The sequence below is a fragment of the Enterobacter sp. BIDMC 30 genome (assembly GCF_000534355.1).
Taxonomy (GTDB): domain Bacteria; phylum Pseudomonadota; class Gammaproteobacteria; order Enterobacterales; family Enterobacteriaceae; genus Enterobacter; species Enterobacter ludwigii.
Genome location: NZ_KI973169.1, coordinates 3320345 through 3343657 on the forward strand (window position 1 = coordinate 3320345; position 23313 = coordinate 3343657).

At 54.6% G+C, this 23313-nt stretch carries 20 protein-coding genes; 10 read left to right on the top strand and 10 right to left on the bottom strand.

Annotated features, from left to right (window positions below; all coding sequences use genetic code 11):
* The first annotated feature begins 45 nt into the window (after window positions 1-45).
* Together sulA and ompA are read left to right on the top strand one after the other, a co-directional pair.
* Entirely contained in the window at window positions 46-555 is a 510-nt protein-coding gene (gene sulA / locus L466_RS06675; RefSeq protein ID WP_032677816.1) for an SOS-induced cell division inhibitor SulA, read from the top strand.
* Window positions 556-909: 354 nt separating this feature from the next.
* Window positions 910-1965 carry a porin OmpA gene (ompA, locus tag L466_RS06670; protein WP_020884794.1) on the top strand — a complete coding sequence of 352 codons (1056 nt, stop codon included), beginning with the start codon at window positions 910-912 and terminating at the stop codon, window positions 1963-1965.
* A gap of 69 nt (window positions 1966-2034) precedes the next feature.
* On the opposite strand, the gene matP is transcribed toward ompA, so the two are convergent.
* Complete coding sequence (gene matP, locus L466_RS06665; protein ID WP_014169429.1) at window positions 2035-2487, bottom strand: macrodomain Ter protein MatP; 453 nt, start codon at window positions 2485-2487, stop codon at window positions 2035-2037.
* 186 nt (window positions 2488-2673) lie between these two features.
* Here matP and L466_RS06660 point away from each other — a divergent pair, with 186 nt between their 5' ends.
* Complete coding sequence (locus L466_RS06660; RefSeq protein WP_032681323.1) at window positions 2674-4434, top strand: AAA family ATPase; 1761 nt, start codon at window positions 2674-2676, stop codon at window positions 4432-4434.
* Between the two features lie 68 nt (window positions 4435-4502).
* Window positions 4503-5021 (top strand): bifunctional 3-hydroxydecanoyl-ACP dehydratase/trans-2-decenoyl-ACP isomerase, encoded by a 519-nt coding sequence (gene fabA / locus L466_RS06655; protein ID WP_014169427.1) that lies wholly within the window; start codon window positions 4503-4505, stop codon window positions 5019-5021.
* 72 nt (window positions 5022-5093) lie between these two features.
* Here fabA and rmf read toward each other — a convergent pair whose 3' ends face one another.
* From rmf to rlmKL, 6 genes are all read right to left on the bottom strand, one after another.
* Window positions 5094-5261: a ribosome modulation factor gene (rmf, locus tag L466_RS0122630; RefSeq protein WP_013097261.1), complete on the bottom strand. Its 168-nt coding sequence runs from the start codon at window positions 5259-5261 to the stop codon at window positions 5094-5096.
* 257 nt (window positions 5262-5518) lie between these two features.
* On the bottom strand, window positions 5519-6085 hold the full coding sequence (gene pqiC, locus L466_RS06650; RefSeq protein WP_025204538.1) for a membrane integrity-associated transporter subunit PqiC: 567 nt from the start codon (window positions 6083-6085) through the stop codon (window positions 5519-5521).
* Entirely contained in the window at window positions 6082-7722 is a 1641-nt protein-coding gene (gene pqiB / locus L466_RS06645; protein ID WP_020884796.1) for an intermembrane transport protein PqiB, read from the bottom strand. Before pqiB ends, pqiC begins: the two co-directional genes overlap by 4 nt.
* A 4-nt stretch (window positions 7723-7726) precedes the next feature.
* Window positions 7727-8980, bottom strand: a complete 1254-nt coding sequence (pqiA, locus tag L466_RS06640) for a membrane integrity-associated transporter subunit PqiA (RefSeq protein ID WP_020884797.1) — start codon at window positions 8978-8980, stop codon at window positions 7727-7729.
* A 13-nt stretch (window positions 8981-8993) separates the two neighbouring features.
* The gene (locus L466_RS06635) at window positions 8994-10901 is read right to left on the bottom strand and encodes an ABC transporter ATP-binding protein (RefSeq protein ID WP_014169423.1); all 1908 of its coding nucleotides are present in this window, start codon (window positions 10899-10901) and stop codon (window positions 8994-8996) included.
* A gap of 12 nt (window positions 10902-10913) precedes the next feature.
* Entirely contained in the window at window positions 10914-13022 is a 2109-nt protein-coding gene (gene rlmKL, locus L466_RS06630) for a bifunctional 23S rRNA (guanine(2069)-N(7))-methyltransferase RlmK/23S rRNA (guanine(2445)-N(2))-methyltransferase RlmL (RefSeq protein WP_014169422.1), read from the bottom strand.
* A 98-nt stretch (window positions 13023-13120) separates the two neighbouring features.
* On the opposite strand from rlmKL, the gene L466_RS06625 reads away from it, so the two are divergent.
* Window positions 13121-14230 carry a YcbX family protein gene (locus tag L466_RS06625; protein WP_025204540.1) on the top strand — a complete coding sequence of 370 codons (1110 nt, stop codon included), beginning with the start codon at window positions 13121-13123 and terminating at the stop codon, window positions 14228-14230.
* Here the strand turns inward: L466_RS06625 and zapC are convergent.
* Both zapC and pyrD read right to left on the bottom strand, forming a co-directional pair.
* The gene (gene zapC, locus L466_RS06620) at window positions 14227-14769 is read right to left on the bottom strand and encodes a cell division protein ZapC (protein ID WP_025204541.1); all 543 of its coding nucleotides are present in this window, start codon (window positions 14767-14769) and stop codon (window positions 14227-14229) included. The genes L466_RS06625 and zapC overlap by 4 nt on opposite strands.
* 165 nt (window positions 14770-14934) lie before the next feature.
* Entirely contained in the window at window positions 14935-15945 is a 1011-nt protein-coding gene (pyrD, locus tag L466_RS06615; RefSeq protein ID WP_020884800.1) for a quinone-dependent dihydroorotate dehydrogenase, read from the bottom strand.
* Between the two features lie 249 nt (window positions 15946-16194).
* Here pyrD and ssuE point away from each other — a divergent pair, with 249 nt between their 5' ends.
* From ssuE to ssuB, 5 genes are read left to right on the top strand one after another with little or no spacing between them, the layout of a single operon-like run.
* A complete protein-coding gene (ssuE, locus tag L466_RS06610; protein ID WP_032681324.1) occupies window positions 16195-16770 on the top strand; it encodes an NADPH-dependent FMN reductase in 576 nt (191 codons plus the stop codon).
* Window positions 16763-17725 (top strand): sulfonate ABC transporter substrate-binding protein, encoded by a 963-nt coding sequence (locus L466_RS06605; RefSeq protein ID WP_020884802.1) that lies wholly within the window; start codon window positions 16763-16765, stop codon window positions 17723-17725. The genes ssuE and L466_RS06605 overlap by 8 nt, the downstream gene beginning before the upstream one ends.
* Window positions 17722-18867: an FMNH2-dependent alkanesulfonate monooxygenase gene (ssuD, locus tag L466_RS06600; RefSeq protein ID WP_014169416.1), complete on the top strand. Its 1146-nt coding sequence runs from the start codon at window positions 17722-17724 to the stop codon at window positions 18865-18867. Before L466_RS06605 ends, ssuD begins: the two co-directional genes overlap by 4 nt.
* Window positions 18868-18876: 9 nt before the next feature.
* Window positions 18877-19668: an aliphatic sulfonate ABC transporter permease SsuC gene (gene ssuC / locus L466_RS06595; RefSeq protein WP_032681325.1), complete on the top strand. Its 792-nt coding sequence runs from the start codon at window positions 18877-18879 to the stop codon at window positions 19666-19668.
* Window positions 19665-20435, top strand: coding sequence for an aliphatic sulfonates ABC transporter ATP-binding protein (gene ssuB, locus L466_RS06590; RefSeq protein WP_032681326.1), 771 nt, complete (start codon window positions 19665-19667; stop codon window positions 20433-20435). The genes ssuC and ssuB overlap by 4 nt, the downstream gene beginning before the upstream one ends.
* A 43-nt stretch (window positions 20436-20478) precedes the next feature.
* Here the strand turns inward: ssuB and pepN are convergent, their stop codons facing one another.
* A complete protein-coding gene (pepN, locus tag L466_RS06585) occupies window positions 20479-23091 on the bottom strand; it encodes an aminopeptidase N (protein ID WP_032681327.1) in 2613 nt (870 codons plus the stop codon).
* Between the last annotated feature and the right edge of the window lie 222 nt (window positions 23092-23313).

Here is a 23313-nt window from a genome sequence, read left to right on the forward strand (position 1 = left end):
GGGGTTACTGTATATCCATACAGTAACTACAGGGCTGGAATGAATATGTACACTTCAGGCTATGCAAATCGCTCAACCTCTCTCTCTTCTTCCGCTGGCAATGTCACGCAGAATTCCACCGGGCGTGTTTCGACAGGGCTTATCAGTGAAGTGGTTTATCGTGAAGACCAGCCCCTGCTCACTCAACTTCTGCTGTTGCCGTTATTACAACAGCTTGGTCAGCAGTCGCGCTGGCAGCTTTGGCTGACGCCTCAACAAAAACTGAGCCGTGAATGGGTGCAGTCCGCGGGCCTGCCGCTGACAAAGGTCATGCAAATTAACCAACTCTCTCCCTGCGATACTGTGGAATCGATGATCCGGGCGTTACGTACGGGGAATTATAGCGTGGTGATTGGATGGTTATCAGACGAATTGACCGATGAGGAACATTTTCGACTGACGGAAGCGGCTGAAGAAGGTAGTGCGATCGGGTTGATCATGCGTCCGGTTCGACCAGATTCTTATCGCAGAGGACAACTTTCTGGCCTAAAAATTCACTCAAATTTGTATCATTGAGGAAAATTAAGATTATTCCTGGAATTTTTTTTGACCACAAGATGCGATTTTAGTTCCAGGCGCCAAAACTGCGGCAAGGCTTGTCTGGTGCGGTTCTCCTTAATTTTATTGCACAAAACTCGTTCGAAAAATGTTAAATAATCGGTATACGGAACTTTTTTTTTCATATGCCTGACGGACTTCACACTTGTAAGTTTTCAGCTACGTTGTAGACTTTACATCGCCAGGGGTGCTCGGCCTAAGCCGAAGATATCGGTAGATTTATATTTGACCACGCCCCCCGGTGAAGGATTTAACCGTGAATCTCTATTGAGACCTTCATGGCGAATTTTGGATGATAACGAGGCGCAAAAAATGAAAAAGACAGCTATCGCGATTGCAGTGGCACTGGCTGGCTTCGCTACCGTAGCGCAGGCCGCTCCGAAAGATAATACCTGGTATGCAGGTGGTAAACTGGGCTGGTCTCAGTTCCATGACACCGGCTGGTACAACAGCAGCCTGAACAACGATGGCCCTACTCACGAGAGCCAGCTTGGTGCAGGTGCGTTCGGTGGCTATCAGGTTAACCCGTATGTTGGTTTTGAAATGGGTTACGACTGGTTAGGTCGTATGCCATACAAAGGCGACAACGTAAACGGCGCTTTTAAAGCTCAGGGCGTACAGCTGACCGCTAAACTGGGTTACCCAGTAACTGACGATCTGGACGTGTACACTCGTCTGGGCGGCATGGTATGGCGCGCTGACTCCAGCAACAGCATCGCTGGCGACGACCATGACACCGGTGTTTCCCCAGTATTCGCTGGTGGCGTTGAGTGGGCTATGACCCGTGATATCGCTACCCGTCTGGAATACCAGTGGGTTAACAACATCGGCGACGGCAACACCGTTGGTGTTCGTCCGGACAACGGCATGCTGAGCGTAGGTGTTTCCTACCGTTTCGGCCAGCAGGAAGATGCAGCGCCAATCGTTGCTCCAGCGCCGGCTCCAGCTCCAGAAGTACAGACCAAGCACTTCACTCTGAAGTCTGACGTTCTGTTCAACTTCAACAAAGCTACCCTGAAACCAGAAGGTCAGCAGGCACTGGATCAGCTGTACACCCAGCTGAGCAACCTGGATCCTAAAGACGGTTCTGTAGTGGTTCTGGGCTTCACCGACCGTATCGGTTCTGACGCTTACAACCAGAAACTGTCTGAGAAACGTGCTCAGTCTGTTGTTGATTACCTGATCTCTAAAGGTATCCCAGCTAACAAGATCTCCCCACGTGGTATGGGCGAAGCTAACCCAGTTACTGGCAACACCTGTGACAACGTTAAAGCTCGCGCTGCACTGATCGACTGCCTGGCTCCAGATCGTCGCGTAGAGATCGAAGTTAAAGGCATCAAAGACGTTGTAACTCAGCCAGCGGCATAAGTTATCGTCTTATAAAAAAACCCCGCATTGCGGGGTTTTTTATTATCTGAATCTGAAGAAAACAAAAATCTATTTCTTACCCAACAGAGCCTGAAGATCATTCTTCAGCGTCGACATCTGGTTGGCGTACTTCTCTTTATGCTCGGCATCTTCAATCAACTGCACTATCGTTTCTGACAGCGTTTTCCCACGCCGTTGCGCAAGCCCTGCCAGACGTTGCCAGACCATAAACTCCAGGTCGATGGATTTTTTGCGAGTGTGCTGATGCTCCGCATTAAAATGCCGCTTGCGACGCGCACGAATAGTTTGCTTCATCCGGTTTAACAACGCAGGATTAATGTGTTTCTCAATCCAGCCGTTAACCTGTACCGGTTCATTTTCGAGGGTCAGCAAAATATCCACGGCTTCTTGCGCTGCGCTGGCTTCGATGTAGCAGGTGATCAGCTCCCCTTCACGGTGCTTTTTGACCAGGTACTTCCATTTCCAGCCGCTTTCGAGATTTTCCAGTTGTTGATATTTCATTGCGATCTCAGTGTTACCACGTAACTCTGTTCAGAATATCAGTTTTTTGGCAATCTGCTGAAAAGAAATCATATCCTGTGAGTGAATGCAGCCAATCACCCTGCCGAAATGCCCAATCCTGCTTGGGTAGAGCCCCCCGCTTACGGTATACTCCACGCTTTTACATCTAACTAAAAAACATCAACTTTGACCATTACGAAACTTGCATGGCGTGACCTCGTTCCGGATACCGAGAGCTATCAGGAACTGTTTGCACGACCCGATCTCGCAAAAGAACACGAATTCATCCTTAGCGATACGCAACCCCGTTTGCATTATGCGCTGGAGCAGGTGTTAAGCCCCTGGGCAACATCACCCTTCATGATGCTCAAGGCCCCGGAAGAAGCGGAATATCTGACGCTTCTGGGTGATGCCATGCGCCAGTTGCGACCGCAAGCGAACGCCGTCTTTGGCGGCCAATATCGTATCGCGGGACATGATGTCACATTCGAACCGGCAGAGCAGCCCGACGACCGCTTTGCTGCCAGGGGTGAAGTGATTACCGCTAACTGGGTCGAGGCTGAACAACTCTTTGGTTGTCTGCGCCAGTTTAACGGTGAGCTCTCGCTGCAACCTGGGCTGGTGCACCGCGCGAATGGCGGCGTATTGATCATCTCGTTGCGCACCCTTCTCTCACAACCTCTGCTGTGGATGCGCCTGAAAACGGTGGTTAATCAGCAGCGTTTTGACTGGGTTGGCTACGACGAGTCTCGTCCCCTGCCTGTCTCAGTTCCTTCAATGCCGCTGTCGCTGACCGTGGTGCTGACGGGTGATCGTGAATCGCTGGCTGACTTCCAGGAGATGGAGCCCGAACTGGCTGAGCAGGCGGTCTACAGCGAATACGAAGATAACATCCAGATTACCGATGCCGATGATATGGCACAGTGGTGCCAGTGGGTATTGAGCGTTGCGGAACGTTTCGCACTGCCAACGCCGGCCGCCGACGCCTGGCCTGGTTTGATCCGCGAAGCGGTTCGCTATACCGGTGACCAGGAGACGCTGCCGCTCTGCCCGCTGTGGATCGGCAAGCAGTTACGTGAAGTGGGTGTCGTCAGCGGTAACGGCGCATTCACCGGTGAGCAGCTTACCCAGATGCTGGCGCAGCGTGAGTGGCGTGAAGGCTATCTTGCTGACCGTATGCAGGATGAAATTCTGCTGGAACAAATTCTGGTTGAGACCGAAGGCGAACGTATCGGGCAGATCAATGCCCTGTCGGTGATTGAATTCCCCGGCCACCCGCGCGCCTTCGGAGAGCCTTCCCGTATCAGCTGCGTTGTGCATGTCGGTGACGGTGAGTTCACTGATATCGAACGCAAAGCCGAGTTGGGCGGCAACATTCACGCTAAAGGCATGATGATCATGCAGGCGTTCCTGATGTCAGAGCTGCAGCTTGAGCAGCAAATCCCCTTCTCCGCCTCGCTGACGTTTGAGCAATCATACAGTGAAGTCGACGGTGATAGCGCCTCTATGGCGGAGCTGTGCGCCTTAATCAGCGCCCTGGCAGAAGTGCCAGTTAATCAGAACATCGCGATCACCGGCTCGGTCGATCAGTTTGGTCGTGCGCAGCCAGTGGGTGGTCTGAACGAAAAGATTGAAGGCTTCTTCTCGATTTGTCAGCAGCGTGGGTTAAACGGCAAACAGGGGGTGATTATTCCTGCCCCTAACGCGCGCCATTTGAGCCTCAGCCAGGACATTCTGGATGCCGTGGAACAGGAACAATTCACCATCTGGGCCATCGAAGGCATTGATGATGCACTACCCTTACTGACAAACCTGGTATGGGACGGCGAAGGGCAAACAACCCTGATGCAGACTATCCAGGAGCGCATTGCTCAGGCGACGCAGCAGGATGCTCGTCATCGTTATCCCTGGCCGTTACGCTGGTTAGGCTGGTTTAGTTCAAACTGATCGGACTTGTTCAGCGTACACGTGTTAGCTATCCTGCGTCCTTCACTAAAATAAGGCTTACTGAGAACATGGTAGATAAACGCGAATCCTATACAAAAGAAGACCTTCTTGCCTCTGGTCGCGGTGAACTGTTTGGCGCTAACGGCCCACAGTTACCGGCCCCGAACATGCTGATGATGGACCGTGTCGTGAAAATGACCGAAACCGGCGGCAACTTCGATAAGGGTTACGTAGAAGCAGAACTCGATATCAACCCGGACCTGTGGTTCTTCGGTTGCCACTTTATTGGCGATCCGGTAATGCCTGGGTGTCTGGGTCTGGATGCAATGTGGCAGCTGGTTGGCTTCTATCTGGGTTGGCTGGGTGGTGAAGGTAAAGGCCGTGCGCTGGGTGTGGGCGAAGTGAAATTTACCGGACAGGTTCTGCCTACTGCGAAGAAAGTGACCTATCGTATTCACTTCAAACGCATCGTTAACCGCCGCCTGATTATGGGCCTGGCAGATGGCGAAGTGCTGGTAGACGGTCGTCAGATTTATACCGCAAACGACCTGAAAGTGGGTCTGTTCCAGGACACTTCCGCGTTCTGATTTCGCGTTGAGCGACCCCATAAAGGCGAAACCTCCGCAGTGCGGAGGTTTCTTTTTTTGAAAGAGACGTTATCAGGCTATGAGTGCCCTGTCGCCGATGGCTTCTCGCCAGCCTCCAAGCCATTGTGACCTTTGATTTATCGTCTGATAAGGACACATTTCTTTAGATCGTCCAGCGATGCCGGCCTGATAACCACGTTGATGAGCCCGTTCCAGGCGATCTCGTTTCTGTCTCTTCATGCCTCGTTTCCCTCATTCTTTTGTCTGGTGGAAAGAAAACAGTGTCTGCACAAACTTGCGCAGGCACAGATAACGAATACCCCGAATTAGTCGCAGCGTCAATGTTCAAAATTCATACGGGTGTCATATTTGTGAGCTACCTGGAAGATCATTTGTACAAAAATTGTGACCCGGCACAAGTAACGGTCTGAAGTGAAACTGAAAAAAAAACCGCAATCAGCAACAGGCCGACTGCGGTTTTTACCGATGAATTTTACTTATGGCAGCCGGGAAATCTCCCTGGCGATGCTGGCCGACTCTTGCGCCCACCCCTGGGCCAGCACTTTCACCATTTCATCGTAGCCATCTTTCTGCTGTTTCAGCTCAAGATGGAAAGGACGCTTAATCATCTGGCCCTGATGGTTCAGCAACCACTCTCCGCTAATCACCACCGCACCGTCATAACGGCCATGGAAACCCGTAACCGTGACGTTCAGCGTATCCTGGTCGTTACCCAGCGGCTGCGACGCGACAACCCAACCCGGAAGCTGGCTGCCCAGATTGGCCACCAGCGTGTTGCGCAGCTGCTGATCCAGCGGGCTGGCCCACAGGTTGTTTGTCGCAATCACGTATTTTACGTCGCTGGTCTGGTAGACCACGCCGTTGCCTGCCAGATAATCCGGCACGGCAACCTGCTCAACCCACAGCAGACGGTTTCCCTGACTGGCGGTACTTTGTACCCCGTTTTGCGCGGCAAGAGGCAACTGATAGTAGCTCTTGTTCTCCACGCCTGAACTGCACGCCGTTAACAGCAGAGCGCCAACCATTAATAGCCATTTATTCATTCTTTTGCCCTCTTAGGCTCAGGATCCTTTTTATCTTTCGCTTCGAACACCAGCGCGTTGCTCTTCTCATTGAGCGTTTTCAGAACCGGCTGCAGTTCACGCAAGACCTGATCAAGACGTTGCATATCTGCCACCATCTTGTTGTACGCCGCCGAGCCAGGCTGGAAGCCCTGCATACTGCGGTTAAGCTCACGCAGCGTTTTCTGCATATCCTGCGGCAACTGCTGCATACTCTGGCTTGCGGTGATCTTGTTGATGTTATCCAGCGTAGTTTGCAGGCGACGCATCGTTGCCTGACTTTCGCTGAGCGAACTGGTCGCGGCTTCAATCATCGGATTCAGTGGCAGATTGTTAATCTTATCCAGTGTCTCCATCAGACGCTGCTGGATCTGTGCCAGGCCGCTGCTCACCGTTGGGATGATCTTATAACCACCGAACTCCCGGATACCGGTAATCGGCGGGGCTTTTGGATAGAAGTCCATATCCACATACAGCGCACCGGTCACCAGGTTACCCGTCTTCAGCGACCCACGCAGACCCCGGTTCATCAGTTCGGTAATATGCGTACCAATATCCTGATTCTCGCCAATCTGGTTGAGCAGACGTTCCGGCTCAATGCGAATCAGCACCGGAATGCGGTAATCGTCATCCAGTACCTGCTGTAGACCCGGTACAAAGAACGGAACTTGCCCCACCGTACCCAGGCGAATGCCGCGGAATTCGACAGGCGCGCCCGGCTGAAGGCCACGGACGGAATCTTTAAAGAACATCAGGAAGTCGATGTGATCGGTATAGAGTGCGTCCTGAATGCTGCGTTGATCGTCAAAGAGCCTGAACGCCGTTTTCTCTGCAACTGGCTGTCCCAAATCTTGCCCTTCCGGCACATCAAAGCTTACACCGCCACCAAACAGCGTGGTCAGGGAGCCCATCTCCACGCGCATTCCCGCTGACGTCAGATCAACCGCGATCCCGCTGTCCTTCCAGAAACGGACGTTGCTGGTGACCAGCCGATCGTTTGGCGCGTTGATGAACAGCTGATAGCTGATGGTGCGCTTTTGCGGATCAAAGGTACTTGTTTCAACCGATCCCACGCGATAACCGCGGAACAGCACGGGATCGCCCGCCGTTAACTGGCCCGCTTTTTTACTGTCCAGGATCACGCGGATGCCTTTCGCATCTGGCGGCGCAAGCGGTGGCGAGTCAAGCAGCTGGTATTGCGCCGGCTGGCTTCCTTTTTTACCCGGCTGCAGTTCAATGTAGGCACCGGAGAGCAGCGTACCCAAACCGCTGATCCCTTCACGTCCTACCTGCGGCTTGACCACCCAGAAAGCTGAATCACCGTGCAGCAGTTTTTCCATGCCCGCGTTCAGGCGTGCCTTGATTTCCACATGGGTTAAATCGTCGGTCAGGGTTGCGCTTTCAACCACGCCCACATCGACGCTACGGCTTTTGATGGTCGTTTTACCGCCCTCAATCCCCTCGGCATTGGTGGTGATGAGCGTCACTTCCGGTCCCTGATGGCTGTAATGATAAAACAGGATCCATGCACCGATCAGCGCGGTCACGATGGGGAAAATCCACACCGGCGACCAGTTTTTGACCTTCTGCACTTTCGCCTCTCCACTCTTATTTTCCATGCTCTTACTGTTCCTCATGGCTTGATTCAGGCTCACGATCCCACGATAAACGAGGGTCGAAGGTCATGGCCGCGAACATGGTCATAATAACGACCAGCGCAAACATTAATGCCCCCATCGCGGGATAAATACTCATCAATCCGCCCATCCGCACCAGTGCAGAGAGAACGGCAATAACAAACACATCAATCATTGACCAGCGTCCAACAAACTCGACGACTTCATAAATCAGGTGCATGCGTTCGCTGTCGCGTTTGCCATGGCCTTTCGCATCCCAGCAGAGCCAGGCAATAGCGATCATTTTTAACGTGGGTACCATAATACTGGCAATAAAGATCACCCCCGCAACGGGATAGGAGCCTTCACCCCACAGCAGTATTACCCCGGCAAGGATTGTCGAGGGCATTTTGTCACCGAGCAAATCGGTGATCATAATCGGCAGGATATTGGCCGGCAGGTACAACATGATGGAAGTCACCAGCAGCGCCATTGTCCACTGCAGGCTATTTTTACGTCGCACGTATCCTTTTGTTTCGCAGCGCGGGCACACATCCAGATCGGCTGGCAGCACAGCGGTGCAGCATGGGCAAGAACGAAGCCCCTGACGAATGCCTGGCACCCCCACCTTTACCGTCTGTACCAGCGTCGGTGCCGGCGCGATATCGTCCCACGCCCAACGTCTGTCCACACACTGGAAGGCGCGCAGTTGCAGCACGCAGTACAGACACCAGGGTACAAAGCTGCTGCCGATACCCACATCGCCATACGCCATCAGTTTGACGAAACTGACCAGGATACCTGCCAGAAAGATTTCGGCCATACCCCAGCTTTTTAACTGGAACAGGATACGCGCGAGCCAGATTTTAAGCGCGAGGGGCATCGCGACGCGGTTCACCAGCAACAGAATGACGACCAGACAAAAAGCCGGGACGATCTGTACGAACAGGAGGAAAAAGGTGCCGAGGCTGGCATAGTCTTCCGAGAACATAACCCCCGGAATTTCAAGCAAATCGACCTGGCTGGTCATCCCTCCCACCTTCATATAAATGAAGGGGAAGAGATTGGAAAGCAGCAGCATGAACAACGCCGCCAGCGCATAAGCAGTGGGACGCTGCCTTGGTGCGTCCCACTCGGTTGTCAACGTCGTACCGCAACGGGGACACAGGGCTTTATGTCCGTGACCAAGCTCTGGCAACGCCACGAGCATATCGCATTGAGAGCATAATATATGCCTGTCGGCATGGTGCTGGTCACACATATTGTATCCCTGTTTATGCGCCGTTCTTCAGAGACTCAAGGTACTCCCAGCGCTCAAATGCTTCTTCCAGGGCTTTTTCAGCCGCGGACAGTTCTGCCAGTACTTTTTGAGTATAGTCATGCGATTGGGTAAAGAATGACGCATCAGCGACCTGCGCCTGCAGATCTTCAAGTGCGGCTTCCAGCTCTTCAAGACGCTGAGGGAGTCCTTCCAGTTCGCGCTGCAGGTTATAGCTTAGTTTAACCGAGGTTTTCTTGACAGTTTCTGCTTTTGTTACAGCAGGTTCGGAACTGGTTCTGGATTTAGCCTGTTTTAGCGCCTGAGACTGCGACTGCTGTCCTTTCGCATCGTGATAGCCGCCCACATACTGTCCGATTCGCCCTTCACCTTCGAAGATCCAGCACTCGGTCACGGTGTTATCGACGAACTGACGGTCGTGGCTTACCAGCATCACGGTTCCCTGATAGCCGTCGATCAGCTCTTCCAGCAGTTCGAGCGTTTCCACGTCCAGGTCGTTTGTTGGTTCATCGAGGATCAGCAGGTTACTTGGCTTCAGGAACAGACGTGCCAGCAGCAGACGATTTCGCTCACCGCCTGACAACGCGCGTACCGGCGTCAGCGCGCGTTTCGGATGGAACAGGAAGTCCTGCAGGTAGCCCAGCACATGGCGCGGCTTACCGTTAACCATCACCTCTTGTTTACCTTCCGCCAGGTTATCCATCACCGTTCTGTCCGGATCCAGCTCCGCACGGTGCTGGTCGAAGTAAGCCACTTCGAGCTTAGTCCCGCAGTGAATGCGGCCGCTGTCAGGCTTCAGCTGATCCAGCATCAGCTTCAACAGCGTGGTTTTACCGCAGCCATTCGGCCCGATCAGCGCGATTTTATCCCCACGCTGAACCTGTGCGGAGAAGTCTTTCACCAGCACTTTGCCATCAACCTGATAGTTGACGTTTTCCATTTCGAAGACAATTTTGCCGGAACGGGAAGCCTCTTCAACCTGCATTCTGGCGCTGCCCATCACTTCGCGGCGCTCGCTGCGTTCACGACGCATCGCTTTCAGCGCGCGAACGCGGCCTTCGTTACGGGTACGACGGGCTTTGATGCCCTGACGGATCCAGACCTCTTCCTGCGCCAGCTTGCGGTCGAATTCAGCGTTCTGCAACTCTTCCACACGCAGGTTTTCTTCTTTCTCCAGCAGATAGGTATCGTAATCGCCAGGGTAGGTCACCAGCTTGCCGCGATCGAGATCGACAATACGCGTGGCCATATTGCGGATAAACGAACGGTCGTGGGAGATAAAGATAATGGTCCCGTTGAAGGTTTTGAGGAACCCTTCCAGCCAGTCTATCGCTTCGATATCCAGGTGGTTCGTCGGTTCATCCAGCAGCAGCACTTTCGGCCCGCTGACCAGCGCGCGGCCAAGCGCAGCCTTACGCAGCCAGCCGCCAGAAAGCGCCGACAGCTCCATGTCCGGTTCCAGTCCGAGCTGCGCCAGCACTTCATTGATGCGGTTTTCGAGCTGCCACAGGCCGTGGTGATCGAGCATCTCCTGCACTTTTGCCAGTTCGTTAAGATTCTTGTCGCTCGGGTCGGTCATCACCAGGTGAGAAATCTCGTGATAACGCTTCAGGTATTCGGCCTGCTCAGAGATACCTTCAGCAACAAAATCGTAAACGCTGCCGGTCACGTGACGCGGCGGATCCTGCTGCAGGCGAGAGACGATAAGATCCTGCTCGTAAACAATACGCCCGTCGTCCAGGCCCTGTTCGCGGTTGAGGATTTTCATCAGCGTGGATTTACCCGCGCCGTTACGGCCGACCAGACAGACGCGCTCGTTGTCCTCGATGTGCAGTTCTGCATTGTCGAGAAGCGGCGAGTCGCTGAAAGAGAGCCACGCGCCGTGCATACTAATTAAAGACATGTATTATTCCTTTCAGACCGCGGAGATCAACCAGCAATTATGGATCTGACGATTACGGGCAAAGTCCTGGGACAGCGTTTTTTGGCTAATTTCTTGTGCTTTCAGCCCCAGAGCAGCCAGCCCCTCATGATCCATGCGGAAGCCGCGTTTGTTATTCGAGAACATAATGGTACCGCCCTTACGCAGCAGGCGTTTCAGGTCGGTCATCAGGCGCAGGTGATCGCGTTGAACGTCAAAGCTATCTTCCATACGCTTGGAGTTAGAGAACGTTGGGGGATCGATGAAGATCAGATCAAATTGTTCGTCCGTTTCGCGTAGCCAGCCCAGCACGTCAGCCTGCATCAGACGATGCTGACGCCCGGTGAGACCGTTCAGGCGCAGGTTACGTTCTGCCCATTCCAGGTAAGTACGGGACATATCCACCGTGGTGGTACTGCGCGCGCCGCCAAGGCCAGCATGCACGCTGGCGCTGCCGGTATAGGAGAACAGGTTCAGGAAGTCTTTACCCTTGCTCATCTGGCCCAGCATGCGGCGGGCGATACGGTGGTCAAGGAACAGACCGGTATCCAGATAATCGGTCAGGTTAACCCACAGGCGCGCGTTGTATTCGCCCACCTCGATAAAGTCACCCTTCTCACCCATTTTCTGATACTGATTTTTCCCTTTCTGACGCTCACGGGTTTTCAGCACCAGTTTGTTAGGCGCAATGCCCAGCACCGAAATTGTTGCCGCAATCACGTCCAGCATACGCTGACGCGCTTTTTGTGCATCAATCGTTTTTGGCGGCGCATATTCCTGCACCACAACCCAGTCAGCGTAACGGTCAACCGCCACGTTGTACTCCGGCAGATCGGCATCATACAGGCGATAACATTCGATACCTTCCTGTTTCGCCCATTTTTCGAATTTCTTCAGATTCTTACGCAGGCGGTTAGCGTAATCTTCCGCCACACCCGATGGTTTACTGTCCGCCGCTTTCTCGGCCAGATGGTAGTTTTTCTGCACGCAGTCCAGCGGGCCGTTTTTCGCCTTAAACTGGCGTTCGGCACGCAGTTGCAGACAGCTCAGCAGTTCTGGCGAGGCGCTAAACAGCGACAGGTTCCAGCCGCCAAAGTCATTTTTCATATTACGGCCCAGCAGGCTGTGCAGGGCAATCAGCGCCGGTTCGCTATCAAGACGCTCGCCGTAAGGCGGGTTGCTGATAACGGTACCGTATGGGCCTTTTGGCAGCGGATTGGTCAGGTTCGCCACGTCTTTCACCTCGAAGGTGACCAGCTCGCCGATACCGGCACGGCGGGCGTTGCTGCGCGCACGCTCAATGACGCGTGAGTCGCTGTCAGAGCCGTAGAAATGGGAGGTGTACTCCGCCAGACCTTTACGTGCACGGGTCTGCGCTTCGTCTTTGACCTCTTTCCACAGCGCCTCATCGTGCTGCGCCCAGCCGCTGAAGCCCCAATGGCCGCGGTGCAGGCCCGGTGCGCGGTCGGTGGCCAGCATAGCGGCCTCAATCAGCAGCGTACCGGAGCCACACATCGGGTCGAGCAGCGGTGTGCCTGGCTGCCAGCCGGAACGCATCACGATGGCGGCGGCGAGAGTCTCTTTGATGGGCGCCATACCGGTACGATCGCGATAACCACGCAGGTGCAGACCCGCGCCGCTCAGATCCAGAGAGATACTGGCGGTGTCGCCGTTGAGCCAGACGTTGATCCGCAGATCGGGATTTTCACGATCGACGTTTGGGCGTTCCTTATTTTTACGCGTGAAGCAGTCCACAATGGCGTCTTTGACGCGCAGGGCACCGTACTGGCTGTTGCGGATCTCATCGTTCACGCCATTAAAGTGCACGGCAAAGGTGGCATTCGGGGAGAAGATCTCTGTCCAGTCGATCATCTGTACGCCGGTATAGAGGTCAAGGTCGCTGTAAACCTTGCACTCTTTCATCGGCAGCATGATGCGTGATGCCAGACGGCTCCACATCAGGCTCTGGTAAATAAGCCGTGTGTCGCCCTCAAAATGGACACCACCCTGAACCACCTGGCACTCTTGCGCGCCCAGGGTTTCCAGTTCAGTTTTTAACAGCTCTTCCAGCCCACGGGCCGTACTGGCAAACAGAGAATTCATATCGTCACTTTTACTCTTAGAAAATTGTCGCGCATTATAGCTAATATGGCGTGTATGTCATAAAGTTGAAGGCTTATTTTCATTCGAGGGGCTGTGCAGTGGCGACGTTATCCAGGCTTTTTATTCATCCGGTGAAATCCATGCGCGGGATCGGCGTTTCACACGCGCTGGCCGACATGAGCGGATTTGCCTTCGATCGTATCTTTATGGTCACCGAACCTGACGGTACGTTCATTACCGCACGCCAGTTCCCACAAATGGTTCGCTTTACCCCTTCCCCGCTTTATGACGGTTTGCATCTCACCGCGCCGGATGGCTCCAGCGTGGTGATCCGCTTTGCTGATTTTGCGCCTGTCGAAGCGCCAACGGAAGTGTGGGGCAATCATTTTACCGCGCGCATCGCCCCGGATGACATTAACCGCTGGCTGAGTGGCTTCTTCTCCCGGGATGTGCAGCTGCGCTGGGTCGGCCCGGCGCTGACGCGGCGCGTTAAGCGCCACGAGGCGGTTCCGCTCTCTTTCGCGGACGGCTTCCCCTTCCTGTTGACTAACGACGCCTCCCTGCGCGACCTGCAGCGTCGCTGTAAAGCCAGCGTTCAGATGGAGCAGTTTCGTCCCAACCTGGTTGTTACAGGCGCTGACGCCTGGGAAGAGGATACCTGGAAGGTGATCCGTATCGGCAGCGTGGTATTTGATGTCGTGAAGCCCTGCAGCCGCTGTATCTTTACCACCGTCAGTCCCGAAAAAGGCCAGAAACACCCTTCCGGCGAACCGTTAAAAACCCTGCAGTCATTCCGCACAGCGCAGGACAATGGCGATGTGGATTTCGGCCAGAACCTCATTCCGCGCTCAAGCGGCGTCATCCGCGTGGGTGACGAAGTCGAAATTCTCGCCCGTGGGCCCGCAAGAGTGTATGGCGCAGGTCAGGAAGAAGAGTTCGTCGACGTTGAGACGCCAGCCAGCTCGCCCGTAGACATTCACTGGCAGGGCACCGTTATCCGCGGCAACAATCAGCAGGTTTTACTTGAACAGCTGGAACAAGCGGGGATCCGCGTACCTTACTCCTGCCGGGCAGGCATCTGTGGGTGCTGTCGAATCAAGCTGGTCGAAGGGGAAGTCAGCGCGCTGAAAAAATCCGCGATTGGCGATGATGGTACAATTCTGTGCTGCAGCTGTATTCCGAAAACGTCGGTACAGCTGGAAGCTTAAACGGCCTGCTCGAGGCTGAAAGCGTCTACGCGTTGCTGCGGTTTCAGCCTGTCATTCATTACCTTAATGGCATCCCCCAGTTGCATCGTCCGCCCGGCAATGGTCACTCCGGGCTGGGCCAGCAGACAGAGTGCGGCATTTTCGCCAGGCTCAACCACCAGCAGGCTCACCTCTTCAGCGGTATCGCTCAGGTTTACACTCGCCGCATCGCCGGTGGCGGGGGTCCAGTTCATGCTGTGCGGTAAAAAATGCCAGCTTTTCGGCATTTGCGGTTTCAGGAATCGAATAGCCACTAACGCGTTTAATACCAGTTCGGCGCGCTGCTCTTTAGAAAGCACCAGGTCGCGGCATTTTTCTTCAAAGGAGAAATAAAGCGCAGCGTCGTCAACACAAAAGCCTGACGGGGAGAAGGCGTCCGGGGTTAACATTCGGCGAGCAAAACGGGAACGAAACAACATACCATTGGCTAAATCGAGCATCATGCGATCATGCTCGTCACAAAAATACCAGCGCCAGTTATCGTCAGGTTTAATTCGCATGTTTCTCTCCCGTCCCCAAACTTCCTGTACTAAAAATGTCCTGTTTGCCGCTTCGTTTATAACACCATTAATAAAAGACTATAATGACTAAATAAGCAACAATGACGGAATATAAAACAACCAGGGCTGGAAATAAAGCCCTGGTTGTCTGATAAAGAGAAAAGATTAGATATGAGTAACGATTTCTTTAATCAGCTGCGGTCCTTTAAAAATAAAACCGGAATAGATTTGCACCAGTGAGGCACCCGCCGCCATCTTCTCGCGAGCCGCAATCACGGAGTCGATACCACCGACGCCAATAATCGGCAGTCGTCCTTTTAATTCTGCTGACAGGGCACGAATAATTTCTGTGCTTTTTAATTGTACCGGACGTCCACTTAACCCACCCGCTTCGTCACAGTTTTTCATTCCCTGAACGAGCGAGCGATCGAGTGTGGTATTGGTCGCAATCACCCCGTCAATATTATGGCGAACTAAACTGTCGGCAACCTGGATCAATTCTTCAGCAGAAAGATCCGGTGCGATCTTAACCGCGACCGGAACATATTTATGGTGGATCGCCTGGAGCTCATTTTGTTTATTTTTAATGGCACTCAGAAGATCGTCCAGTGCTTCGCCATATTGTAAAGAGCGCAGACCTGGGGTATTTGGTGAGGAAATATTCACCGCAATATACCCCGCGTAGGCATAGACTTTTTCCATACAAATCAGATAGTCATCTTTACCCTGCTCTACCGGCGTGTCTTTATTTTTGCCAATATTGATGCCCAATACACCATCAAAATGGGCTTTTTTTACGTTCTCAACAAGGTGATCAACGCCGAGGTTATTAAAGCCCATGCGGTTGATCAGCCCTTCGGCTTCGACCAGGCGGAACAGACGCGGCTTATCATTACCTGGCTGCGGACGCGGCGTGACGGTACCGATTTCGATGGAGCCAAAGCCCATCGCGCCCAGGGCATCAATGCACTCACCATTTTTATCCAGACCTGCCGCGAGACCCAGCGGATTTTTAAAGGTCAGGCCCATGCATTGCACAGGTTTTTCCGGCACGTTTTGACGCACCAGTGCGGCCAGCGGCGTTCCGGTAATACGACGTAACTGCTGGAATGTAAATTCATGAGCGCGCTCAGGGTCGAGCTGGAAAAGGGCTTTACGAACGAAGGGGTAGTACATGAACTCTCCTGGATTCCCGGTGTGCAAACCGGGAGGGGATTATGTGCGATCCGGCCCGGAAAGGGAATTGACCTGTGGCAAAAAAAACACCGTTAGACGCAATCGTTTACCTCGCAGCCCCGTTCTTATGCGCTTTTTCGCATTTTAATTGCAGATAAATCATTTAGTGGAATAACTGGGCAGTGTCACACTCCTGAAAATTGTTATGAATGTTAGATAAAAGCAAACAATTAGTTATAAGGAGCATGCATGCGCGTCATAACCCTGGCCGGAAGTCCACGATTCCCCTCTCGCTCCAGCGCACTGCTGGAATATGCCCGTGAAAAGCTCAATGCTCTGGATGTGGAAGTATGCCACTGGAATCTGCATAACTTCGACCCCGAGGATCTGCTCTACGCCCGTTTTGACAGTCCGGCGCTGCAAACGCTGACTGAACAGCTTAAAGGGGCTGATGGCTTAATCGTGGCGACGCCTATCTATAAAGCTTCGTTTTCCGGGGCCCTGAAAACCCTGCTCGATCTGCTGCCTGAACGTGCGCTGGACGGCAAAGTGGTTCTGCCACTGGCAACGGGCGGTACGGTGGCCCATTTACTGGCGGTGGATTATGCCCTCAAGCCGGTACTCAATGCGCTAAAAGCGCAGGAGATCCTCCACGGCGTCTTTGCCGACGACTCGCAGGTTATCGATTATCAACACAAACCTCACTTCACGCCGAATCTGCAAACCCGTCTCGACAGCGCCCTGGAAACCTTCTGGCATGCCCTGCACCGCAGAGATATCCACGCCCCGGCGTTTAACCCGTCACAGGGAGTCGCCCATGTTTAAAAGATTAACCCGTCTCGGACTGGCCGGGCTGTTAGCGCTCACCTCGCTGGCCCACGCGGCAGAGACGGCGCCTGAACATTTACGCATCGGCTATCAGAAAGGCAGCGTCAGTATGGTGCTGGCTAAAAGCCATCAGCTTCTGGAAAAACGCTTCCCGAAGACCACATTCTCCTGGATTGAGTTCCCTGCTGGCCCGCAAATGCTGGAAGCCCTGAATGTCGGAAGCATCGACCTCGGCAGCACCGGGGATATTCCGCCAATATTCGCGCAGGCGGCGGGGGCCGACCTGGTTTATGTCGGCGTTGAGCCGGCCAAGCCGAAGGCTGAGGTCATTCTGGTCCCTGAAAATAGCACCATTAAGACGGTCGCCGACCTCAAAGGCCACAAGGTTGCATTCCAGAAAGGCTCCAGCTCGCATAACCTGCTGCTGCGGGCCCTGCAGGAGGCCGGGCTTAAATTCACCGACATTCAACCCGTTTATTTGACGCCGGCTGATGCTCGAGCCGCTTTCCAGCAGGGCAATGTCGACGCGTGGGCTATCTGGGATCCCTACTACTCCGCAGCTTTACTGCAGGGTGGCGTAAGGGTATTAAAAGATGGCACCACGCTGAAACAAACCGGCTCGTTCTATCTCGCCGCGCGCCCGTATGCGGAAAAGAATGGCGCTTTTATTCAGGATGTTCTCAACACCTTTACTCAGGCGGATGCGCTAACGCAAAGCCAACGTCAGGAAAGCATTACCCTGCTGGCGAAAACCATGGGCTTACCTGAGCCGGTGATCGCGAGCTATCTCGATCACCGTCCACAGACCACCATTACCCCGGTGGACGCACACGTCGCTGCGCTGCAGCAGCAAACCGCAGATCTCTTCTATCAAAATCGCCTTGTTCCAAAACAGGTGAATATTCGCGAACGCATCTGGCAACCCGCAGGCAAAGAAGGAACCAAATCATGAGTCTGAATCTTTTCTGGTTTTTACCCACCCACGGTGATGGACACTATCTTGGCACAGAAGAGGGTTCACGCCCGGTTGACCACGGCTATCTGCAGCAGATTGCGCAGGCAGCTGACCGAATCGGTTTTACCGGCGTACTGATCCCCACCGGACGCTCGTGCGAGGATGCGTGGCTGGTAGCCGCATCGATGATCCCCGTGACCCAACGCCTGAAGTTCCTCGTGGCACTGCGTCCGAGCGTGGTCTCCCCGACCGTCGCGGCGCGCCAGGCGGCAACGCTCGACCGGCTCTCTAACGGCCGGGCCCTGTTTAACCTGGTCACCGGAAGCGATCCGCAGGAGCTGGCGGGTGACGGCGTGTTCCTCGATCACACCGAACGCTATGAAGCGTCCGCCGAGTTCACCCGCGTCTGGCGACGTCTGCTGGAGGGGGAAACCGTCACCTTCGAAGGTAAACATATTCACGTTCGCGACGCCAGGCTCTACTTCCCGCCGGTGCAGCAGCCGCGCCCTCCTCTTTACTTCGGCGGCTCATCAGATGTGGCGCAGGATCTGGCGGCAGAACAGGTTGATCTCTACCTCACCTGGGGTGAGCCGCCCGAGCTGGTCAAAGAGAAAATTGCCCAGGTGCGCGCCAAAGCGGCAGCGCATGGTCGCAAGGTACGCTTTGGTATTCGCCTGCATGTGATTGTGCGTGAAACCAATGAAGAAGCCTGGCAGGCGGCCGACCGGCTGATCGCGCATCTGGATGATGAGACTATCGCTAAAGCTCAGGCGGCGTTTGCGAAAACCGACTCCGTCGGCCAGCACAGAATGGCGTCATTGCACAACGGTAAGCGCGAGAATCTGGAGATCAGCCCGAACCTGTGGGCGGGCGTCGGTCTGGTGCGCGGCGGTGCGGGTACCGCGCTGGTCGGCGACGGCCCAACGGTGGCTGCGCGGATCAATGAATACGCGGACCTGGGTATCGACAGTTTTATCCTCTCCGGTTATCCGCACCTGGAAGAGGCCTACAAAGTGGGCGAGCTGTTATTCCCGCATCTGGATGTCGCCATCCCGGACGTACCGCAGCCCCGCCAGCTCCAGCTTCAGGGCGAAGCCGTGGCTAACGAGTTTATCCCGCGAAGAGCCGCACAAAGCTAAGGAGTTGCCATGAATGCCCCCTCACAAAAATGGTTGCTACGTGCCGCCCCATGGTTTTTACCCGTTGGCATTGTGCTTGTCTGGCAACTCGCGTCCTCTGTCGGCTGGCTGTCGAGCCGTATTCTGCCCTCTCCGGAGGGCGTAATAGAGGCATTCTGGTCGCTGAGCGTCAGCGGCGAACTCTGGCAGCATCTGGCCATCAGCTCATGGCGTGCGGTAATTGGTTTTTCGATTGGTGGAAGCATCGGCCTGGTACTGGGTCTGATCAGCGGGCTTTCTCGCTGGGGCGAGCGGCTGCTCGATACCTCCATTCAGATGCTGCGTAACGTGCCGCATCTGGCGCTGATCCCGCTGGTCATTTTGTGGTTTGGTATTGATGAGAGCGCCAAAATTTTTCTCGTCGCGCTGGGCACGCTGTTCCCGATTTACATTAATACCTGGCATGGGATCCGCAACATCGATCGCGGACTGGTCGAAATGGCACGCAGTTACGGCCTGTCCGGTTTTGCCCTCTTTATGCATGTGATCCTGCCGGGCGCCCTGCCCTCCATAATGGTCGGCGTGCGCTTTGCGCTCGGCCTGATGTGGCTGACGCTGATTGTGGCAGAGACCATCTCTGCAAACTCAGGGATTGGCTATCTGGCGATGAACGCCCGCGAATTCCTGCAAACGGACGTGGTGGTGGTGGCCATTATCCTCTATGCCCTGCTCGGCAAACTTGCCGACGTCAGCGCCCAGTGGCTGGAACGCAGCTGGCTGCGCTGGAATCCAGCCTATATTTCACAGGAGGCTAAAGCATGAATACTGCCCGACTGACTCAGGGTACACCGCTGCTCCTTAACGGTGTCACGAAGCGCTATGGCGAAAACACGATTCTCAACGCGCTGGATCTGCATATTCCTGCCGGACAATTTGTCGCCATTGTGGGCCGCAGTGGCGGCGGCAAGAGTACGCTGTTACGCCTTTTAGCCGGGCTAGAATCCCCCAACGGCGGCGAAATTCTGGCAGGCGCGACACCGCTGGCCACTATTCAGGATGATACCCGCATGATGTTTCAGGACGCGCGCCTGCTGCCCTGGAAAACGGTGATTGATAATGTCGGACTGGGCCTCAACGGCAACTGGCGGGATGAAGCCCGCCAGGCGTTGGCCGCCGTAGGGCTGGAAAACCGTGCGGATGAATGGCCTGCTGCGCTCTCCGGCGGGCAGAAGCAACGCGTGGCGCTGGCGCGAGCGCTGATACATCGTCCGGGCTTGCTGCTGTTGGATGAGCCACTCGGCGCGCTCGACGCCCTGACGCGAATCGAAATGCAGGACCTGATTGCCGCGCTCTGGCAAAAGCATGGCTTTACGGTACTTCTGGTGACGCACGACGTGAGCGAAGCCGTCGCGATGGCAGACCGCGTGCTGCTAATAGAAGAAGGGAAAATCGGTCTTGATGTCACGGTCGATATTGCGCGTCCGCGCCGCGTAGGGTCGGCAAGACTGGCAGAGCTGGAGGCGGAAGTGCTGAATCGGGTGATGAAGCGCGGGGTCAGCGAGCGAGCGTTAATGACGGCTCACGGCTGACATCCTCCCTCTCCCACCGGGAGAGGGAGGATGGGTCTTTCGATCAGGCCAGTGCCTTAGCGATCTTCTCGTACAGATCGCCAGACAGGTTTTCCAGCCCTTTCAGCTGCTCAAGCGCAGCACGCATTTTCGCCTGGCGCTGTGCATCATAGCGTTTCAGACGGATCAGCGGCTCAATCAGGCGTGACGCCACCTGTGGGTTACGGCTGTTCAGCTCGGTCAACATTTCCACCATAAACTGATAACCGCTGCCATCTTCCGCATGGAACGCCGCCGGGTTGCTGCTGGCAAACGCGCCAATCAGGGAACGCACGCGGTTTGGGTTGCTCATGGTGAAGGAGCGATGCTTCAGCAGACTGCGTACATTGCTGAGGGCATCGGCCGCCGGGCTGGTGGCCTGCAGGATGAACCACTTGTCCATGACCAGACCATCCTGATGCCACTTATCATCGTACTCCTGCATCAGCGCATCACGGCACGGCAGTTCGGCGGCAACACTTGCAGCCAGGGCTGCCAGTGCGTCGGTCATGTTGTCTGCTTCGTGATACTGCTTGCTCACCAGCGTGTTTGCCAGCTCGCGCTCACCGAAGGCCAGATAACGCAGGCAGGTGTTACGCAGGGAACGTTTACCGATGTCAGCATGTTCCACACGATAAGCGTCAAGCTTATTAGCGTTGTAGATTGCGAGGAATTCATCTGCAAGCTCGTTCGCCAGCGTACGGGTCAGCGCTTCACGCACCGCCACAATGGCAATCGGATCGATGATGTCGAACAGTTCGGCGATTTCGCCTGCGGATGGCAACGTCAGAATTTCAGCCGCCAGCGCCGGGTCAATCTTCTCATCCAGCAGGACTGCGCGGAATGCGTCCGCAACGTGGACCGGCAGCGACAGCGGCTGGCCCTGCTGATGACGATTAACGTTCAGCTTGATGTAGGTCGCCAGCAGGCTTTGCGCCGCATCCCAGCGTGAGAAGTCATTGCGCGCATGGCGCATCAGGAACGTCAGTTGCTGGTCGCTCCACTTATATTCCAGTTTCACGGGCGCAGAGAATTCACACAGCAGCGCGGGAACCGGCTGGAAATAGACGTTATCAAAGATAAAGGTCTGTTCCGCCTGGGTCACGTTCAGGACGTGGTGGACCGGATGACCGCCCTTCTGCAGCGGGATCACGTTACCTTCGTTGTCATACAGGTCAATACTGAACGGAATGTGCAGCGGATGTTTTTCTTCCTGCTCTGCCGTTGGCGGCGTGCGCTGGCTGATGGTCAGGGTGTACTGCTCGGTTTCCGGATTGTAGTCGTCTTTGACGGTGACAATTGGCGTGCCGGCCTGGCTGTACCAGCGGCGGAAATGGGAAAGATCGACATTAGACGCATCCTCCATCGCCTGCACAAAATCGTCGCAGGTGGCTGCGCTGCCGTCATGACGCTCGAAGTAGAGCTGCATCCCTTTCTGGAAGTTCTCTTCACCCAGCAGGGTATGGATCATGCGGATAATTTCCGCCCCTTTTTCGTACACCGTCAGGGTGTAGAAGTTATTCATCTCGATGACTTTATCAGGACGGATAGGGTGTGCCATTGGGCTGGCATCTTCCGCAAACTGCAGGCCACGCATGGTGCGCACGTTGTTAATGCGGTTCACCGCACGGGAACCCAGATCCGAACTGAACTCCTGGTCACGGAAGACGGTCAGGCCCTCTTTCAGGCTCAGCTGGAACCAGTCACGGCAGGTGACGCGGTTTCCGGTCCAGTTATGGAAATACTCGTGTCCGATGACGCGTTCAATATCCAGGTAATCTTTATCGGTTGCGGTATCGGTACGTGCCAGCACGTATTTGGAGTTAAAGACGTTAAGACCTTTATTCTCCATCGCGCCCATGTTGAAGAAGTCGACAGCAACGATCATATAGATGTCGAGGTCATACTCGAGGCCAAAGCGCTCTTCATCCCACTTCATGGAGTTGATAAGCGAGGTCATCGCCCATGGCGCGCGGTCCAGGTTGCCGCGGTCGACGAACAACTCCAGCGCGACGTCGCGGCCTGAACGGGTTTTGAACGTATCACGCAGCACGTCGAAATCACCCGCCACCAGCGCAAACAGGTAACACGGTTTCGGGAACGGATCCTGCCACTGTACCCAGTGGCGACCGTTTTCCAGCTCGCCTTCACCTACGCGGTTGCCGTTGGAAAGCAGGAACGGATAGAGGGTTTTATCGGCGATGATTTTCGTTGTAAAGCGTGCCAGCACGTCCGGGCGGTCAAGATACCAGGTAATGTGGCGGAAACCTTCGGCCTCACACTGGGTGCACAGGGCGACGCCAGACTGGTAAAGCCCTTCCAGCGCCGTGTTGGCAGCCGGGCTGATTTCATTCACGATGCGCAGCGTAAAGCGTTCCGGCAGGTTGTCGATAACCAGCTGGTTGCCTTCTATTTTATAGTCAGACCATGCTTGATCATTGATCTGCACGGAGACCAGCGTCAGGTCTTCACCATCCAGACGCAGCGGCACAGCCGTCGCGCTCTGGCGCGTGAGCTGGCTTACCGCCGTGACAACGGTTTTAGTGGCATCCAGGTCAAAAGTCAGATCGATATCGCTAATCAGGTAATCCGGCGCACGGTAGTCGTGGCGGTATTTGGCTTGTGGCTGTTGTGTCATAGAAAACCTTATGCATCGTTTGTCGAATAACGAATCCAGTCTATTCCTGTTGTGTAAAACGCGCTATGCAGAATGTTCATCTTTTCAGGTACAAACACCTTTTTCGCTACATTTGTATAACACGGGGCACAAAATGCCCTCGACCATAAAGAGCGCTTATGTTGTGATCGGGGTTCAATAAATCACTAAACAAGGTATACTCCGGAGTTGTTTATTGTACTA

Bases quoted from the DNA above. Each gene is read 5' to 3' on its own strand.
- sulA (WP_032677816.1), top strand. From the start codon at position 46: ATGTACACTTCAGGCTATGCAAATCGCTCAACCTCTCTCTCTTCTTCC.
- ompA (WP_020884794.1), top strand. From the start codon at position 910: ATGAAAAAGACAGCTATCGCGATTGCAGTGGCACTGGCTGGCTTCGCT.
- matP (WP_014169429.1), bottom strand. From the start codon at position 2,487: ATGAAATATCAACAACTGGAAAATCTCGAAAGCGGCTGGAAATGGAAG.
- fabA (WP_014169427.1), top strand. From the start codon at position 4,503: ATGGTAGATAAACGCGAATCCTATACAAAAGAAGACCTTCTTGCCTCT.
- rmf (WP_013097261.1), bottom strand. From the start codon at position 5,261: ATGAAGAGACAGAAACGAGATCGCCTGGAACGGGCTCATCAACGTGGT.
- pqiC (WP_025204538.1), bottom strand. From the start codon at position 6,085: ATGAATAAATGGCTATTAATGGTTGGCGCTCTGCTGTTAACGGCGTGC.
- pqiB (WP_020884796.1), bottom strand. From the start codon at position 7,722: ATGGAAAATAAGAGTGGAGAGGCGAAAGTGCAGAAGGTCAAAAACTGG.
- pqiA (WP_020884797.1), bottom strand. From the start codon at position 8,980: ATGTGTGACCAGCACCATGCCGACAGGCATATATTATGCTCTCAATGC.
- L466_RS06635 (WP_014169423.1), bottom strand. From the start codon at position 10,901: ATGTCTTTAATTAGTATGCACGGCGCGTGGCTCTCTTTCAGCGACTCG.
- rlmKL (WP_014169422.1), bottom strand. From the start codon at position 13,022: ATGAATTCTCTGTTTGCCAGTACGGCCCGTGGGCTGGAAGAGCTGTTA.
- zapC (WP_025204541.1), bottom strand. From the start codon at position 14,769: ATGCGAATTAAACCTGACGATAACTGGCGCTGGTATTTTTGTGACGAG.
- pyrD (WP_020884800.1), bottom strand. From the start codon at position 15,945: ATGTACTACCCCTTCGTTCGTAAAGCCCTTTTCCAGCTCGACCCTGAG.
- ssuE (WP_032681324.1), top strand. From the start codon at position 16,195: ATGCGCGTCATAACCCTGGCCGGAAGTCCACGATTCCCCTCTCGCTCC.
- L466_RS06605 (WP_020884802.1), top strand. From the start codon at position 16,763: ATGTTTAAAAGATTAACCCGTCTCGGACTGGCCGGGCTGTTAGCGCTC.
- ssuD (WP_014169416.1), top strand. From the start codon at position 17,722: ATGAGTCTGAATCTTTTCTGGTTTTTACCCACCCACGGTGATGGACAC.
- ssuC (WP_032681325.1), top strand. From the start codon at position 18,877: ATGAATGCCCCCTCACAAAAATGGTTGCTACGTGCCGCCCCATGGTTT.
- ssuB (WP_032681326.1), top strand. From the start codon at position 19,665: ATGAATACTGCCCGACTGACTCAGGGTACACCGCTGCTCCTTAACGGT.
- pepN (WP_032681327.1), bottom strand. From the start codon at position 23,091: ATGACACAACAGCCACAAGCCAAATACCGCCACGACTACCGTGCGCCG.